General features: G+C 67.0%; 12 protein-coding genes. 8 read left to right on the top strand and 4 right to left on the bottom strand.

Annotated features, from left to right (window positions below; genetic code table 11):
- Window positions 1-10: 10 nt before the first annotated feature.
- On the top strand, window positions 11-1,201 hold the full coding sequence (gene prpF / locus E1N52_RS25410) for a 2-methylaconitate cis-trans isomerase PrpF (protein ID WP_133185559.1): 1,191 nt from the start codon (window positions 11-13) through the stop codon (window positions 1,199-1,201).
- A gap of 117 nt (window positions 1,202-1,318) precedes the next feature.
- Here the strand turns inward: prpF and E1N52_RS25405 are convergent, their stop codons facing one another.
- Complete coding sequence (locus E1N52_RS25405; RefSeq protein WP_133185557.1) at window positions 1,319-2,182, bottom strand: peptidoglycan DD-metalloendopeptidase family protein; 864 nt, start codon at window positions 2,180-2,182, stop codon at window positions 1,319-1,321.
- A gap of 720 nt (window positions 2,183-2,902) precedes the next feature.
- Between E1N52_RS25405 and E1N52_RS25400 the strand changes: the two genes are divergently transcribed.
- Both E1N52_RS25400 and E1N52_RS25395 read left to right on the top strand, forming a co-directional pair.
- On the top strand, window positions 2,903-4,000 hold the full coding sequence (locus E1N52_RS25400; RefSeq protein ID WP_133185556.1) for an OpgC domain-containing protein: 1,098 nt from the start codon (window positions 2,903-2,905) through the stop codon (window positions 3,998-4,000).
- 126 nt (window positions 4,001-4,126) lie between these two features.
- Window positions 4,127-4,981, top strand: coding sequence for an alpha/beta hydrolase (locus E1N52_RS25395; RefSeq protein WP_133185554.1), 855 nt, complete (start codon window positions 4,127-4,129; stop codon window positions 4,979-4,981).
- Window positions 4,982-5,024: 43 nt separating this feature from the next.
- On the opposite strand, the gene E1N52_RS25390 is transcribed toward E1N52_RS25395, so the two are convergent.
- The gene (locus E1N52_RS25390; protein ID WP_133185552.1) at window positions 5,025-6,092 is read right to left on the bottom strand and encodes an AI-2E family transporter; all 1,068 of its coding nucleotides are present in this window, start codon (window positions 6,090-6,092) and stop codon (window positions 5,025-5,027) included.
- Window positions 6,093-6,475: 383 nt separating this feature from the next.
- On the opposite strand from E1N52_RS25390, the gene E1N52_RS25385 reads away from it, so the two are divergent.
- Entirely contained in the window at window positions 6,476-6,775 is a 300-nt protein-coding gene (locus E1N52_RS25385; RefSeq protein WP_069266348.1) for a DUF3331 domain-containing protein, read from the top strand.
- A gap of 25 nt (window positions 6,776-6,800) precedes the next feature.
- On the opposite strand, the gene E1N52_RS25380 is transcribed toward E1N52_RS25385, so the two are convergent.
- Entirely contained in the window at window positions 6,801-7,292 is a 492-nt protein-coding gene (locus E1N52_RS25380) for a thioesterase family protein (protein WP_133185550.1), read from the bottom strand.
- A 235-nt stretch (window positions 7,293-7,527) separates the two neighbouring features.
- Here E1N52_RS25380 and E1N52_RS25375 point away from each other — a divergent pair, with 235 nt between their 5' ends.
- Window positions 7,528-10,080 carry an adenosylcobalamin-dependent ribonucleoside-diphosphate reductase gene (locus E1N52_RS25375; protein ID WP_133185548.1) on the top strand — a complete coding sequence of 851 codons (2,553 nt, stop codon included), beginning with the start codon at window positions 7,528-7,530 and terminating at the stop codon, window positions 10,078-10,080.
- 10 nt (window positions 10,081-10,090) lie between these two features.
- Here E1N52_RS25375 and E1N52_RS25370 read toward each other — a convergent pair whose 3' ends face one another.
- Window positions 10,091-11,002 carry a LysR family transcriptional regulator gene (locus tag E1N52_RS25370; protein WP_133185546.1) on the bottom strand — a complete coding sequence of 304 codons (912 nt, stop codon included), beginning with the start codon at window positions 11,000-11,002 and terminating at the stop codon, window positions 10,091-10,093.
- 131 nt (window positions 11,003-11,133) lie between these two features.
- Here E1N52_RS25370 and E1N52_RS25365 point away from each other — a divergent pair, with 131 nt between their 5' ends.
- The 3 genes from E1N52_RS25365 (at window position 11,134) to E1N52_RS25355 (ending at window position 15,531) form a co-directional block, all read left to right on the top strand.
- The gene (locus E1N52_RS25365; RefSeq protein ID WP_133185545.1) at window positions 11,134-12,918 is read left to right on the top strand and encodes an acyl-CoA dehydrogenase family protein; all 1,785 of its coding nucleotides are present in this window, start codon (window positions 11,134-11,136) and stop codon (window positions 12,916-12,918) included.
- The gene (locus E1N52_RS25360) at window positions 12,915-14,147 is read left to right on the top strand and encodes a CaiB/BaiF CoA transferase family protein (RefSeq protein WP_133185543.1); all 1,233 of its coding nucleotides are present in this window, start codon (window positions 12,915-12,917) and stop codon (window positions 14,145-14,147) included. The genes E1N52_RS25365 and E1N52_RS25360 overlap by 4 nt, the downstream gene beginning before the upstream one ends.
- A 67-nt stretch (window positions 14,148-14,214) precedes the next feature.
- Window positions 14,215-15,531: an MFS transporter gene (locus E1N52_RS25355; protein ID WP_133185541.1), complete on the top strand. Its 1,317-nt coding sequence runs from the start codon at window positions 14,215-14,217 to the stop codon at window positions 15,529-15,531.
- Window positions 15,532-15,538 lie beyond the last annotated feature (7 nt).

Genomic DNA, 15,538 nt, shown 5'->3' with positions numbered 1-15,538 from the left:
AGGACAACACATGGCACACGTACCTCAGATCAAGATCCCCGCCACTTACATTCGCGGCGGCACCAGCAAAGGCGTGTTCTTCCGCCTCCAGGATCTGCCCGCTTCGGCGCAGCAGCCGGGCGTTGCGCGCGACAAGCTGCTCATGCGCGTGATCGGCAGCCCCGACCCGTACGGCAAGCAGATCGACGGCATGGGCGGGGCGACGTCGAGCACGAGCAAGACCGTGATTCTGGCCAAAAGCAGCAAGCCCGACCACGACGTCGACTACCTGTTCGGCCAGGTCGCCATCGACAAGGCCTTCGTAGACTGGAGCGGCAACTGCGGCAATCTCTCCGCCGCCGTGGGTCCGTTCGCGATCAGCGGCGGCCTCGTCGACCCGAGCCGCGTGCCCGACAACGGCGTGGCGACCGTGCGCATCTGGCAAGCCAACATCGGCAAGACCATCATCGCGCACGTGCCGATGACGAACGGCCACGTCCAGGAGACGGGCGATTTCGAACTGGATGGCGTGACCTTCCCCGCCGCCGAAGTGCAGCTCGAATTCCTCGACCCGGCCGCCGAGGAAGAAGGCGCAGGCGGCTCGATGTTCCCCACTGGCAACCTCGTGGACGACCTCGAAGTGCCGGGCGTGGGCACGCTCAAGGCCACGATGATCAACGCGGGCATCCCGACGATCTTCGTGAACGCCGAGGCCATCGGCTACACGGGCACGGAATTGCAGGACGCGATCAACGGCGACGAGCAGGCGCTCAAGAAGTTCGAGACGATTCGCGCGCACGGTGCGCTGCGCATGGGACTCATCAAGAACCTCGACGAGATCGCCACGCGCCAGCACACGCCGAAAATCGCCTTCGTGGCGAAGCCCGCGGGCTATACGGCGTCGAGCGGCAAGCGGGTGGAAGCGGGCGACGTGGACCTGCTGGTGCGCGCCATGTCGATGGGCAAGCTCCATCACGCCATGATGGGCACGGCGGCCGTGGCGATCGGCACCGCGGCGGCCATTCCGGGCACGCTCGTGAATCTCGCGGCGGGCGGCGGCGAACGCAGCGCGGTGCGCTTCGGGCATCCTTCGGGCACGCTGCGCGTGGGCGCCGAGGCGCGTCAGGAAAACGGCGAATGGACGGTCACGAAGGCGATCATGAGCCGCAGCGCGCGCGTGCTGATGGAAGGCTGGGTGCGGGTGCCGGGCGACGCGTTCTAAGGAGCGGTTTTAAGAAGTACGCGGTTTGCAGTAGTGAAAAAACCGCCCTGACGCTGCGATGCGTCAGGGCGGTTTTGTTTTTCTCACCGAGCAGTTTGAACGCTGGAAACGCGACGCTCAGCCCTGCGGCGACGACGGCAAGTACGGCATCGGGTCCACCGGCTTCCCATCGCGGCGCACCTCGAACAGCACCGCCACGCGGTCGTTGTTCTCGCTGCCCATCTCGGCGATCTGCTGGCCCTGATGCACCGTGTCACCGGTCTTCACGAGCAGACGGCGGTTGTGCGAATAGGCCGTGAGGAAGTCCTTGTTGTGCTGGACGATGATCAGGCTGCCGTATTCGTTCAGGCCCGTGCCCGCGTACATGACCTTGCCGTCGGCTGCGGCGAGCACGGGGTCGCCGGCCTTGCCCGCGATCTCGATGCCGCGCGTCGTGCCCGGCGCGAACGGTTCGACCACACGGCCATGCGCCGGCCACACGAGTGCGACGCTGTTCGAATGGCGTGCCACTTCCGCGGCAACCTGGCGGTTTCCGGCTGCGTTCGGGTTGGCGTTCGCCGTCGCTCCGCCAGCTTGCGGCGCGGCCACCTGCACGGTGATCGTCTGCTTCGAAACCAGCTTGATCGACTGGCCTGCGCGCAGGTGACCGTTCGGCTTCAGGTGATTCCAGGCGGCCAGATCCTTGACCGACACACTGTGCTTTTGCGCGATGCGCTGAAGCGTGTCGCCGCGGCGCACGCGCACGTAGGTCGTTTTGGTGACGACGCGCGTGACGGGCGCACTCGCCGCCGGTTGTGCGCTGCTGGCATCGGCGCTCGCTGCATCGGAGGCCGGGGTAGCCGCTGCCGCCGTGTCGGGCTGCGGTTGCTCTTGCGGTTGCTGCGGGTTCATGTTGGCGCAGCCGCCCAGCAGGGCCGCCAGTCCCAACGCGGCCCAGAACCCCTTGAGACTGCGCTGACCAATACGATCGTCTTCAAACATAACTCTCTCTCCTGCGGTGCTTGCAGCCGTGCGATGCAGCGAGTGGATGCCCTGGACGGTCTGCTGCGTATGCCGCGCTCCCGTTCCTCATGGCGTGCCGGCTCGCTTGCGCCGGGCTGCTTCGATCTGCGTCTAAACCGACGGCATCTCGAACCATAAACATTCAACGCACGCGATCGCCGCATTAACGAACGAGCGTGCCATCTCAAATTCGCTCCGGCATTGTAAAGCGCAACTCCATGAAATCAGCCCAGGGAGAACACTTTGAAACAAATGTTAATTAGCCGAATTCTTGCCCATTGAAGCATCGACAAAGGGCCAGAAGAAACGGCTCGCCCCCCGGCCCAACCCCGCGTCAGAGCGGCATTCGCCGCGACAGCATGATCGTGCCCCTTCCCCTGCCTTATCGGCACAGGCCCCGGAAACTTGAACGGCGCGCTGGCGACGTCCAATGAAAGGTATTTGAAACTACGCTAATATCGGCGTCAACGTAAACCCGCATCCGGCGGGAACCCTCGCGTATTCTTCAGGTCTTTTTCCTGCGTTTATCGTGCGGCCGCCCTGGTGGCCGCTTCATGGTTCCCGGCGCGCCGCGAACCCCGCCCGAATTCCTGATTTCCTGATTTTCCAGCCAGGTACTTCCAGCATCTGCCCGCCCGGCCCGTTTCGCATCATCGGCTGCTTCATGCGCCCCACGCCGGCCCGGCCTGCTGCCACAACATGTCAAAACCATCCAACCGTCTAGTCGAACTCGATTTCTTCCGCGGCCTCGTCCTGCTCATTATCGTCGTCGATCACATTGGCGGCAGCATCGTCTCGCGCGTCACGCTGCACGCCTACGCGCTGTGCGACGCAGCCGAGGTCTTCGTCTTCCTCGGCGGCTTCGCCACGGCCACCGCCTGGGCCACGCTGTGCGTACGCCGCACCGAGGCTGCGGCGCGGCAGCGCTTCATCAAGCGCGCGTTCGAGATCTACCGCGCGTTCGTCGTGACGGCGCTCCTGATGCTGCTCGTCACCGCGATTCTCGTTGCGTGCAACGTGGATGCGCCCAACCTCGCCACGACCGATCTCGACGATCTCACGCTCGCGCCTGCCGCGGCATTGCGCGACATCGTGCTGTTGCGCCGCCAGCCGTATCTGGCCGGCGTGCTGCCGATGTACGCCTGCTTCGCCCTCGCCGCCCCGCTCGCGTTGCCGCTCGCGCGCACGCGGCCGTGGCTGCTGCTGGCCGTGAGCCTCGTGCTCTGGGGCGTCGCGCCGCACCTGGCGCCGTGGCTGCCGCACGTCGAAGACGTGCAATGGGACTTCAACCCGTTCGGCTGGCAGCTGATGTTCGTGCTCGGCGTGATCGCGCAGGCGCAACCCGTGTTCCAGCGCGTGAGCGCGCACCGTTTCGGCACGCTCGTGACCCTCGCCGCACTCGCCGTCGTGGCGGGCGCCGCGATCTATCGCCTGCAGCTCGGCAACGTCGCGCTCGACGGCGACTTCAAGCGCAACCTCGCATGGTTTCGCGTGCTCAACTTCCTTGGCATCGCGTGGCTTACGGCGCATGTCATCCGCCTCGGCTGGGCGAAGCGCCTGGCGCTTGCGCTGCCGTGGGTGGGCCTCGTCGGCCGCAAGGGGATGCTCTCGTTCGTGGCCGGCGCCGTGATTTCGCTCACCGTCGACTCGGTGCTCTACTGGTACACCGACGGCTATCTGAACGTGCCGCTCGGCCTGTGCGCAGACGCCGTCGCGATCACCGCGCTGCTGCTCGTCGCGCGTGCGTCCGACCCGCTCAAGCGGCTGCTGCCTTCGCGCGCCAAAGCTTCCGCCTGAAACGACGCGGCGCGCAGGCCATGAACCGCGCGCCGGCTCACCGATCACGGCTTCCGGCGCGCACGAGCGGCTGCTAGCATGATGACCCCGCGCCGCCGGCGCGCCACCGCCCTCGATGTCCCTGCCATGCGCAGACTTCTTCGCACCGCGCTGCTCCCGCTCGCTCTCTCTTGCGCGGCGTTCGTCACGCCCGCGGCGCCAGCCGCGGCGAGCACGGTCGTGGCCCGCACGTTCCACGCCGAGGCGCTCAACCGCGACTGGCCTTACGTGGTGTACCTGCCGAACGGCTATCGCGCCGACCAGCGCCGCTACCCGGTGCTCTATCTCCTGCATGGCAACAACGGCGAGCCCATGGACTGGGTCACGCAAGGCCAGCTCCAGACCACCGCCGACACGCTGATCGCCCGCCACGAAATCCCGCCCGTGGTGATCGTGATGCCGCAGGGCGGCACCGACTGGTACGTCGACCGCAAGGAGAGGATGGAGACGGCGTTCTTCCAGGATCTGCTGCCCGAGATCGAGGCGCACTTCGCGGTGGAGGACGCGCGCGACGGCCGCGCGATCGGCGGTGTCTCGATGGGCGGGTTCGGCGCGCTGCGCTACACGCTGGAGCACCCCGACATGTTCTGCGGCACGTTGCTGCTTTCCCCGGCGGTCTATGCGGGCGACCCGCCGCCCAGTTCGGCGGCGCGTCACGTGGGCGTGTTCGGTGATCATCAGTTCGATGCGCAGATCTGGCGCACACTCAACTATCCGGCGCTCTGGAAGCCGTATTTCGCGCAGCCCCGGCGCGTGCCGTTCTTCATCGCCGCCGGCGACGACGACCTCGTGATCCAGGCCGAGTCGTCGCTGCTCTACACGCGGCTGCGCGAGGCCGGCAATACGGCGGCGCTGCGCATCGTGGACGGCGGCCACGTGTGGCCTGTGTGGCGCGAGCTGCTGCCCGCCGCGCTCAAGTACACGCTCGCCTGCTTCCGTTGAGCGAGGCACGAGGCGCGCGGCGCGCCTCGCCGCGAACTAAGCGTTACTCCGCCCAGTTCACCCAAAGCACCATCAGCACGGTCATGAGCGCCGGGCCGATGAAGATGCCGATGAGCCCGAAGGTCGTCGCCCCGCCCAGAATGCCAAACAGCACGAGCAGAAACGGCAGACGCGTGGAGTTGCCGATCAGCACGGGCCGCACGAAATGCTCGGCGACGAACACCACCACGAATCCCCATACCGCGAGCGCAGCCGCCGCGATCAGCGAACCCTGGATGACGAGCCACAGCGCCGCGGCGCAGAACACAATGGGCGCGCAAAACGGCAGCATGGCCGCGATGGCTGTGACGGTGCCGAGCAGCGCTGCATGCGGCACGCCGGTCGCGATATAGGCGGCGGCCAGCAGCACGCCCTCGCCCAGCCCGACGACCACGAGGCCCGTGACCGTCGCGCGCACGGCGGCGGCCATGCGCTGCAGGAGCTGCGCGCCGTCGGCGCCGAAGGCGCGGCGCGCACCGCGCATCACCGTAGCCGAAAGACGCGGGCCCGCCCGCAAGATCACGAACAGCGTGACGAGCATGAAGCCGAACGTCATCGTGGCGTGGGCGGCGCGCGCACCGAAGTGGCGGCCGAACGAGGCGATGGTGTCGCCGTGCAGGCTCTTCATCGCCGGGGAAGCCTTGAGCGGCTGGGCGAGATTGGCCTGCCACCAGTCGCTCACCTGACGGCTGCCGACCGGCAGATGCGCAACGAAATCGGGCACCGGCACGCCGTTCTCCTGGGCGGCGTGCATCCAGAGGTAAAGCTCGTGGGCCTCGCCGCCGGCCTGAATGGCCGTGACGGCGATCGGCAGTACCACGAGCAGGCCGATCGCAGCAGTGAGCAGCGTGGCGATCAGCGTCTTGCGGCCCTTGAACGGGGCGCGGCGCTCGATCGCCTGATAGGTGGGCCACAGGACGATGGCAAAGACGCTCGCCCAGGCCACGGCGGGCACGAACTCGCGCACGATCCACAGCGCCAGCAGGACGAGCGTGGCGTACAGCACCGCGGAGGCGGCGCGCTGGATTTTCTGCTCGTTTGCGGAGTTCGGAGCAGGCGGACGATGAATCATGTAACCTCGTGAAAATTCAAAAACAGAAGCCCGGTTTCGTGGCTGCGCAGGTGCGGTGCCACCAGCCAGCGCGGTGCAGCAAATCAATCCAGCCGGGCCAGTCTTTCCTCAGATCCAGATCCGCCCCAGCCGTTCCGTCCCCACCCTGAAACGCCCTCCAGGCGCCCGTTTTCGCGCCGCTCGATGTCGCGCCACGTACAACAGTGCGTTGCACAAATTCGAGATGTCGACCCCAAATCAGCCGCAAACCCCCATTCCTTCGTGAATCGCAACGTGTCGCAGGCAGATTGTTGCTGATAATGGAATGGTGTTTCAACGGCGACAGAATGGCACTTGTCAGCGCGCAGGACTACATTCGCGGCACCACACTTACGGAGCCGACAATGAAGAAAAAAGCGTGCCTCTCGCTTGACGGAGCCAACGGTGAGCGTATCGAAATACTCGAGCAGACGGATACGGCGCTGGTGATCCGCTGGGTCGAACCCGGTCGCTGCCATTATGGCGAACAGCGCTGGCGCCGCCGCTCGGCGCACTCTTCGGGTACCTGCGCGGTGTCGCGCCGCAAGATCCGCCGCGGCGACGCCGTGTTCAAGCCGGCCGAACGTCCCGCGCCGCTGAACGCCTCCGTCATGATCGCAGCCGAAGTGTTCGGCGCCCTCATCGGCGCAGAACTGCCGAAATAAGCACAGCGACGTCGCCCAAGCAGCCTCAACGAGGCGCGAGCGAAATAGCCCGCGCGGCATGGCGCGGCGCAAAGCCCGCCGAGGCGGCGCGCAACGCCGCCACGCGCGCGAGCACATCGGCGTCGAAGGCCGCCGCCCGCGGGCCCGAGCGGTCCACGTGCAGGAGCAACTGCTCGCTCGCCGAGACGGGCGAGCCGCCCGCATCGTCGCTATCGCCCGCGAACATCTCCAGATACAGGCGCACGCGTTTCGCGTCGTGCTCGATCACCCGGACGTCGACGCGCACCCGCGCGCCCTCCTTGATCTCGTGGAGATAGTTCAGGTGCGCCTCCAGCGTGTACATCGACCGCCCGCGCGCCTCGCGCGCCGCCGCATCGAGCCCGATGGCATCGAGCAGCGCATCGGTCGCATAGCTGTAGATCAGCATGTAGAACGCGTCGCGCAGGTGGCCGTTGTAATCGACCCACTCTGCGCGCACCGTGTCGCGGTAGACCACGGGCGCCGTTTCGTTCGTCATCCAGTCTCCTCTCCCGTCTCCACATTCAGTGCCCGCGTGCAGGCGGGAGCAGTGTAACCGCAGACCCGCCCTGAGCGCCGCGACGCCGGCATGCTCCGGCGCGGCCACATGCGCGCTCGCGCCGCCGTGCACGCCGCCCGCCGCTGGGGTAAGGTTGAACGGTCGCGGCCCAGCCGCCGCCCTTCGAACGCCCTTCAACCGCCGCCTTCCGTGCGGCGCTTCGCGAGGCCCGGTCATGGCAGAAAACACGCCCCCGCTTCCGTTTCCCCCGCAGCAATTCTCGCTCGACGTGATGCTCGAGAAGTACGCCAAAGGCGACGAGCAGACCGCCGACGACATCTACCGCCGCGTCGCGCGCGGCGTCGCGCAGGTCGAGCCGCCTGCGCTGCGCGCCGAGGTCGAGGCGCGTTTCGTCGACAACCTGCGCAACGGCGCGCTGGGTGCGGGGCGGATCATGAGCGCGGCGGGCGCCGGCATCGAAGCCACGTTGATCAACTGCTTCGTGCAGCCGGTCGGCGACAGCATCCAGGGCGTGGACGACGAAGGCCGCCCCGGCATCTACGTCGCCCTGCTCCAGGCCGCCGAAACCATGCGGCGCGGCGGCGGCGTGGGCTACAACTTCTCGGCGATCCGGCCGCACGGCGCACACGTGAAGTCGACGGGATCGAGCGCATCAGGCCCGTGCAGCTACATCGACGTGTTCGACGCCTCGTGCCGCACCGTGGAAAGCGCGGGCGCACGGCGCGGCGCGCAAATGGCCGTGCTCGACTGCGATCACCCAGACCTGCCCGAATTCATCGAGGCCAAGCATTCGAAGGGGCGCTGGAACAACTTCAACGTCTCGGTCGCGGTGACCGACGAATTCATGCGCGCCGTGGAAAACGACGCGCCCTGGCAGCTCGTGCATCGCGCCGAGCCCTCGCCCGCGCTGCGCGCCTCGGGCGACCTGCAGCGCCGCGACGACGGCCTGTGGGTCTACGCCGAAACGCGCGCCCGCGCGCTGTGGGACGCGATCATGCGCTCGACCTACGACGTGGCCGAGCCGGGCGTGGTGTTCATCTCGCGCATGAACGAGGACAACAACCTGCGCGCGCTCGAATCCATCCGCGCGACCAACCCGTGCGGCGAGCAGCCGCTGCCCGCGTACGGCTGCTGCAACCTCGGACCGCTCGACCTCACCCGCTTCGTGACCGAGCCGTTCGCACAAGTGCGCGGCGGCAAGGCAAGTTTCGACTGGAATCAGCTCGCCGAACGCACGGGCACCCAGGTACGCTTTCTGGACAACGTGCTCGACGCCACGCTCTGGCCGCTCCCTGAGCAGCAGGCGGAGGCGGCGGCCAAGCGGCGTATCGGCGTGGGCTTCACGGGACTCGGCGACACGCTCGTGATGCTCGGCATCCGCTACAACTCGCCCGAAGGCTGCGAATTCGGCGCGCGCGTAGGACGCACGATGCGTGACGCCGCCTATCGCGCCTCCGTCGAGCTTGCGCGCGAGCGCGGCGCGTTTCCGCTGTTCGACGCGCGGACGTACCTCGAAGAAGGCACCTTCGCCTCGCGCCTGCCCGACGACCTCAAGTCCGAGATCCGTACGCACGGCATCCGCAACAGCCATCTGCTTTCCATCGCGCCCACGGGGACGGTGAGCCTCGCGTTCGCCGACAACGTCTCGAACGGCATCGAGCCCGCGTTCTCGTGGACCTATCAGCGAACGCGCCGCATGGCCGACGGCAGCCGCGAAACGTTCAACGTCGAAGACCACGCGTGGCGTATGTACCGCGAACTGGGCGGTGACGTGAGCGCATTGCCGGCGTACTTCGTGAGCGCGCTGGAAATGAGCGCACAGGAACACGTGGCGATGATGGCGGCCGTGCAGCCGTACGTCGACACGTCGATCTCGAAGACCGTCAACGTGCCCGCCGACTATCCGTTCGAAGACTTCGAAAACCTCTATCTCGACGCATGGCGACGCGGCCTCAAGGGACTCGCAACTTACCGGCCGAACGAGACGCTCGGTGCGGTGCTGCAAACGCTGCCCCCCGAAACGGCGGCAAGCACCGACGACGCGCTCGGCGACGCCCTGCTCGACCCGCTACGCGTGGCGATCGACCACCGGCCCAAGGGCGAGTTGCCCGCGGTAATCGAAAAGATCGAGTACATCACGCAGACGGGCAAGGTGTCGCTCTACGTGGCGGTGTCGTTTCTCGAAGTGACGGGCCATGTGGGCGGCGAAGCCGTGACGATCGAGCGGCCTATCGAATTCTTCATCCCCGTGGGCCAGCGCGACGAGCAGCAGCAATGGATCACGGCGACCATGCGTTCGCTCTCGCTCGCGGCGCGAGGCGGGTTCGTCGCGCGCAATCTGCAGGATTTGCGCAAGGTGTCGTGGGATCGCGGCCAGGTGCGCTACGGCGAGACGCAACGTCTGGACGGCCGGCGCATTCCGCTGTGGCACGACTCCGAGGTCGCGGCCATCGCCTACGCAATCCAGCAGATCCTGCATCGGCGCGGCTTTCTCGATGCCGAGGGGCGGCAAGTGCCGTCACGGCTGCTCGCGCAGCGACGCGCCGGTGCGTTGCCCGCGCAATTCACCGGCAACGCGCGGGCCGGTGCGGAACATCCCGGCGAACAGGTGCTGGACGGCGACAACGCGCTGCCCGCCGATACCCAGCACGCGTTTGCTCACGCGATGCTCGGCCGCAAGTGCGGATCGTGCGGGGCGAATGCAGTGATCCGCAAAGACGGATGCGACTTCTGCACGGCGTGCGGAGAGATCGGCACTTGCGGTTGAGGTCTGGCGCTCAACTCCGGGGCGGCATGGTGTCCGCCCTGCTTTCCTTTCGCCCGCCAAGATACCCCGCGAACCCTTGCGCCAGCGCATTCGCCTCACCACTGCGCCCGAGCCTTAGTACCTGCGATTCGTAAGGATTGCTAGCCAACGGGCGAAATACGACACGCCCGCCGCCCGTGGCTCCCAGCGCGGCGGGTACGAGCGCGACGCCCATGCCGAACTCCACCATCGTCACGACGGTTTGCCAGAGCCGCGCTTCGTGACGAATCTGCGGACTGAAACCGGCCTCCACGCAAGTCGCGATGATCTGGTCGTGATAGTGCGGCGACACCGAGCGCGGGAACAGGATGAACGGTTCGCGAGCAAGCGCGCCAAGTTCTATCCGACGCCTGCGCGCGAGCTTATGCCCTTCGGGCAGACAGCAGAGAAACGGCTCGGCAAACAGCACCTCCGATTGCACTTCGGCCGGAAAGCGCCCCCAATGCGCGAAGCCGAGATCGATCTGCAAGCGTTGCAGCGCCTGCACCTGCTCTGCCGTGTTCATTTCGCGCAGCACCACTTCCACGGCGGGATGATCGGCCTCGAAACCCCGCACCGCCTCCGGCAGCCCGCGATAGAGCATCGAATTGACGAAGCCGATGCGCAGCCGCCCCGCCAGCCCGTGCGCGGAGCGCGCCGCGATGCGCCGCACTTCGTCGGCCTGCTCCAGCAGCCGCCGCGCCTCTTCGAGCAGCACGTTGCCCGCGTTGGTCAGCGCGACGGCCTTGTTGGTGCGTTCGAGCAGTTGCACGCCTAGCTGTTCCTCGAACTTGCGGATGTCGAAGCTCAGCGCCGGCTGCGAAATGAAGAGCCGGCGCGCCGCGCGCCCGAAGTGCAGTTCTTCGGCTACCGCCACGAAATAGCGCAGTTGCTTGAGTTCCATGGCAGCCTCCTTCGGCGCTCCATCGATAGATGGCGCTTATCGTACATGACATCGGTTGTATTGGACCGTTATCGAAGCCGCGCCTAAGCTACGCCGAATCACAGAGCAAAACAGCATGGAGACAGCACACGATGAGCGATCGCCCCGCCTTCGCCACGCAGCCCGCACAGGTCAGCGGCTCGGCCAACATTCCCGATAGCCGTGGCATCAACTTCTATACGAGCGACCCCGGCTTCGCGCCCCTTTTACGCAGCTATCTCGGCGATGCCGCATTCGGCGCGATCGAAGCGCGCCTCATCGCGCTCGGTCAGCGCGCCTCCGATGAACTCGACGCGTTCGCGCTCGTCGCCGACAAGCATCCGCCTACGCTCGAACAACGCACGCGCAGCGGCGAAGCGATCCAGCGCATCGACAAGCATCCCGACTACGTGGCGCTCGAACGCGTCGCCTACGCGGAGCTTGGCCTCGCGGCCATGAGCCATCGCGAGAATGCGCCCGCACCGCTCGTCAAATACGCGCTCACCTATTTGTTCGTGCAGGCCGAGTTCGGCCTGTGCTGCCCGGTGAGCATGACCGACTCGCTCACGCGCACGCTGCGCCGCTTCGGCTCGCCCGAACTCGTTGCGCGCTACTTGCCGATGCTCGCCTCGCAGGACTTCGACACGCTCTACCAGGGCGCGATGTTCATGACCGAACAGGCAGCGGGCTCGGACGTGGCACGTATCGCCACACGCGCCACGCGTGAGCGCGATGCAAATGGCGAGGACGTATGGCGTCTTCATGGCGACAAGTGGTTCTGCTCGAACGCCGACGCCGATCTCGCGATGGTGCTGGCGCGCCCCGACGACGCGCCGCCCGGCATCAAGGGCCTCGCGCTTTTCCTGCTGCCGAAGACGCTCCCCGACGGCACGCGCAACGCCTATCGCATCGTGCGCCTGAAGGACAAGCTCGGCAGCCGCTCGATGGCGAGCGGTGAGATCGTGCTGGAAGGCGCGCAGGCGTACCTGATCGGCGAGGTGGGCCGCGGCTTTCATCAGATGGCGGACATGATCAACATGTCGCGACTGTCGAACGGCGTGCGCGCGGCGGGCCTCATGCGCCGCGCCGTGACCGAGGCGCTTCACGTGGCGCGCAACCGCGAGGCGTTCGGCCGCAAGCTCATCGAAATGCCGCTCATGCAGCGTCAATTGCTCAAGATGATCCTGCCCGCCGAACAGGCGCGCTCGATGTTCATGCGCATCGCCACGCTGCTCGCGCGTGCCGATGCCGGAGACGAACTCGCGGCGAAGTGCGTGCGCATTCTCACGCCGCTCATCAAGTTTCGCGCCTGCCGCGACGCGCGCCGCGTCACCGGCGACGCCATGGAAGTGCGCGGCGGCGTGGGCTATATCGAGGAGTGGAGCGACCCGCGGCTCGTGCGCGACGCGCATCTCGGCTCGATCTGGGAAGGCACGAGCAATATCGTCGCGCTCGACGTGGCGCGCGCGGCGAAGCGCGAAGGCGCGCTCGAAGCGCTGACCCAGCACGTGCATGCGGAGCTTGCGCAAAGCGGCCTGCCCGAAGCAAGTACCGCGCTGCTGCGCGACGTGTTCGACCGCGCGGGCGCGGCGCTCGTGAGCGTGGCCGAATGCGGCCGCGACGAGTCGGTGCGCCAGGCCGCGAGCGCGCTCTATCACGCCACGACAGCTGCCCTCATGGCCTGCGAAGCCGCGCAGATTTCGCACGACGCCCCGGATTACCGGCGCCTCGCGTTCGCGCACCTGCTCGTGCGCCACAAGCTGCTGCCGCGCGACCCGCTCGCGCTCGACGAACGCGACAAAAACGCCGCAACGCTGCGTGCGCTCGTGGACGAACGCGCGCTGACGCTCGAGCAAGCCGTGCAACTGATTCCGGCACACCGGGGCGGCGCGCGATGACTACAACAAAGGCATCCGAAGCAACTACGGTGAACGGCGCACTGCATGGACTGCGCGTGATCGATCTGAGCCGCGTGCTGGGCGGTCCGTACTGCACCCAGGCGCTCGCCGATCACGGCGCGGAAGTCATCAAGCTCGAACCGCCCGACGGCGACGAAACGCGCGGCTGGGGCCCACCCTTCGTCGGCGATACGGCGTCGTATTACGTTGGCGTGAACCGCAACAAGCAGGGCATCGCCGTCGATCTCTCGCGCGAAAAAGGTCGCGCGATCCTGTGGCAGTTGCTCGAAGGCGCGGACGTGCTGGTCGAAAACTTCAAGCCGGGAACGCTCGCGCGCTGGGGCATGGACTACGAGCGCGATCTGCGTCCTCGTTTTCCTCGCCTGATTCACTGCGCAATTTCGGGCTTCGGTCCGGACGGCCCGCTCGGCGGCCTGCCCGGCTACGACGCCGCGATTCAGGCGATGACGGGCCTGATGAGCGTGAACGGCGAGCACGACGGCCCCGCACTGCGCGTCGGCCTGCCGATCGTGGACATGGTCACGGGCCTGAACGCGCTCGCCGGCATTCTGCTCGCACTGGCCGAGCGCGAAAAGAGCGGCCTCGGGCAGTCGGTGGATATCGCGCTCTACGATTGCGGCGTGTCGCTCCTGCATCCGCATTTGCCGAACTATTTCGGCAATGGCCGCACGCCGCAGCGCAGCGGCAACGCGCACCCGAACATCGCGCCGTACGACAGCTACGCAACGGGAAGCGCACCTATCTTCCTGGCCGTGGGCAACGACCGCCAGTTCGCGAAGCTCTGCGCGCACCTGGGTGTGCCCGATCTCGCCGACGACCCGCGCTTCGCCGACAACCGCAGCCGCTGCGCGCATCGGCCGGAACTCAAGGCGGCGCTCGAAGCGCGGCTTACTGCGCACGACTGCGACCCGCTCGCGCGCGACCTGATTCGGGCCGGTGTGCCGTGCGGCCCGGTGCAGACCGTCGACACGGTGGCCGCGCATCCGCACACGCAGCACCGCCGCATGATCGTCGAGATGGATGGCTATCGCGGCACGGGTGCGCCCGTGAAGCTCTCGCGCACGCCGCCGACCTATCGCACGCGGCCGCCCGCGCTCGGCGCCGACACACGCGCCGTGATGGACGCGCTCGGCATCGACGCCGACACCCAGCAGCGGCTCTTCGAAGCCGGCATTCTCAAGGAGCCCGAAACGACGGTAAGCGCCTAGCGTTCCATCCCACCCCAACGGAATACAGACCGGCCCAAGCCGGCTCACCCCGATCAAGGAGACATGCATGACCCGCCCCGGCACCACCCCTGCGCGCCAGCCTGCCCGCGCTTCGCTCGCCGCCTTTGTCGGCACCACCATCGAGTGGTACGACTTCTACATCTACGCCACCGCTTCGGCGCTCATCTTCGGCAAGCTGTTCTTCCCTTCCCACGAGCCGTTCTACAGCACGCTCGCCTCGTTCGGCACCTTCGCCGTGGGCTTTTTCGCGCGCCCCTTCGGCGGGCTCGTGTTCGGGCATCTGGGTGACCGTATCGGCCGCAAGAAAGCGCTCGTCGCCACGCTGTCGATCATGGGTGTCGGCACCGTGGGTATCGGCTTCCTGCCGACCTATGCGAGCGCCGGCGCGCTCGCCCCGGCGCTCCTCGTGCTGCTGCGCGTGGCGCAAGGCATTGCGATCGGCGGCGAATGGGGCGGCGCGGTGCTCATGGCGGGCGAGCATGCGCCCAAGGAAAAGCGCACGTTTCTTGCCTCGTTTGCGCAACTCGGCAGCCCGGCCGGCCTGATTCTCGCGCTGCTGGCTTTTCGCAGCGTCGCGCATCTCGACAAGGATGCGCTCTTTGCATGGGGCTGGCGCTTGCCGTTCATCGCCAGCGCGGTGCTGCTCGTGGTGGGCCTGCTGATTCGATCGGGCGTGGGCGAGTCGCCGGAATTCGAAGCGATCAAGACGCAGCGCCGCACCGCCGCGATGCCGATCGTCGAAGTGCTGCGCGACTCGTGGCGCGCCGTGCTGCTGTGTCTCGGCGCGAATGTGATCGGCGTGGCGGGCGCGTGGTTCGTCAACACCTTCATGCTGAACTACACGACGCAAACGCTCGGACTCGACCGCGGGCTGATTCTGGATTGCCTGTTCGTCGTCGCGTTCATCCAGCTTTTTACGCAGCTTTTCTCCGGCTGGTTTGCCCAGCGTGTGGGCGCCGGGCGATTCCTCGTGCTGGCCGCCGCGTTGGCCATGATTTCGCCTTACCCGATGTTCGTGCTCGTCTCCACTGGTCGCCCGGTCGCCATCGTGGTTGGCATTGCAATTGCCGTGATGTGCATGTGCAGCTCGTACGCGGTCATGGCGGGTTTCATGACGAATGCGTTCCCGGTGCGCGTGCGCTACTCGGCTATTTCGATCTCCTACCAATGTTGCGCGGCGCTCGCGGGTGGCCTGACTCCGCTCGTCGGCACGCTGCTCGCGCATGACTATCCGGGTCAGTGGTGGCCGCTGGCGCTGTTCTACAGCGCGCTTGCGGGCATTTCGCTCGTGTGTATCGCGGTGCTGCAGCGCAAGCAGTCGTCGGCTGCACAAAGCGACGTGGGGCTCGCGCTGCAGGACTGACGCCCGC

It is taken from the genome of Paraburkholderia guartelaensis (genome assembly GCF_004353905.1).
GTDB lineage: Bacteria > Pseudomonadota > Gammaproteobacteria > Burkholderiales > Burkholderiaceae > Paraburkholderia > Paraburkholderia guartelaensis.
The sequence above is the reverse complement of the archived record's forward strand: the minus strand, read 5'-3'. Positions and strand labels throughout refer to the sequence as shown.

What these genes read in the sequence shown, in the direction of transcription:
- prpF (WP_133185559.1), top strand. Translation starts at nt 11, where the DNA reads ATGGCACACGTACCTCAGATCAAGATCCCCGCCACTTACATTCGCGGC.
- E1N52_RS25405 (WP_133185557.1), bottom strand. Translation starts at nt 2,182, where the DNA reads ATGTTTGAAGACGATCGTATTGGTCAGCGCAGTCTCAAGGGGTTCTGG.
- E1N52_RS25400 (WP_133185556.1), top strand. Translation starts at nt 2,903, where the DNA reads ATGTCAAAACCATCCAACCGTCTAGTCGAACTCGATTTCTTCCGCGGC.
- E1N52_RS25395 (WP_133185554.1), top strand. Translation starts at nt 4,127, where the DNA reads ATGCGCAGACTTCTTCGCACCGCGCTGCTCCCGCTCGCTCTCTCTTGC.
- E1N52_RS25390 (WP_133185552.1), bottom strand. Translation starts at nt 6,092, where the DNA reads ATGATTCATCGTCCGCCTGCTCCGAACTCCGCAAACGAGCAGAAAATC.
- E1N52_RS25385 (WP_069266348.1), top strand. Translation starts at nt 6,476, where the DNA reads ATGAAGAAAAAAGCGTGCCTCTCGCTTGACGGAGCCAACGGTGAGCGT.
- E1N52_RS25380 (WP_133185550.1), bottom strand. Translation starts at nt 7,292, where the DNA reads ATGACGAACGAAACGGCGCCCGTGGTCTACCGCGACACGGTGCGCGCA.
- E1N52_RS25375 (WP_133185548.1), top strand. Translation starts at nt 7,528, where the DNA reads ATGGCAGAAAACACGCCCCCGCTTCCGTTTCCCCCGCAGCAATTCTCG.
- E1N52_RS25370 (WP_133185546.1), bottom strand. Translation starts at nt 11,002, where the DNA reads ATGGAACTCAAGCAACTGCGCTATTTCGTGGCGGTAGCCGAAGAACTG.
- E1N52_RS25365 (WP_133185545.1), top strand. Translation starts at nt 11,134, where the DNA reads ATGAGCGATCGCCCCGCCTTCGCCACGCAGCCCGCACAGGTCAGCGGC.
- E1N52_RS25360 (WP_133185543.1), top strand. Translation starts at nt 12,915, where the DNA reads ATGACTACAACAAAGGCATCCGAAGCAACTACGGTGAACGGCGCACTG.
- E1N52_RS25355 (WP_133185541.1), top strand. Translation starts at nt 14,215, where the DNA reads ATGACCCGCCCCGGCACCACCCCTGCGCGCCAGCCTGCCCGCGCTTCG.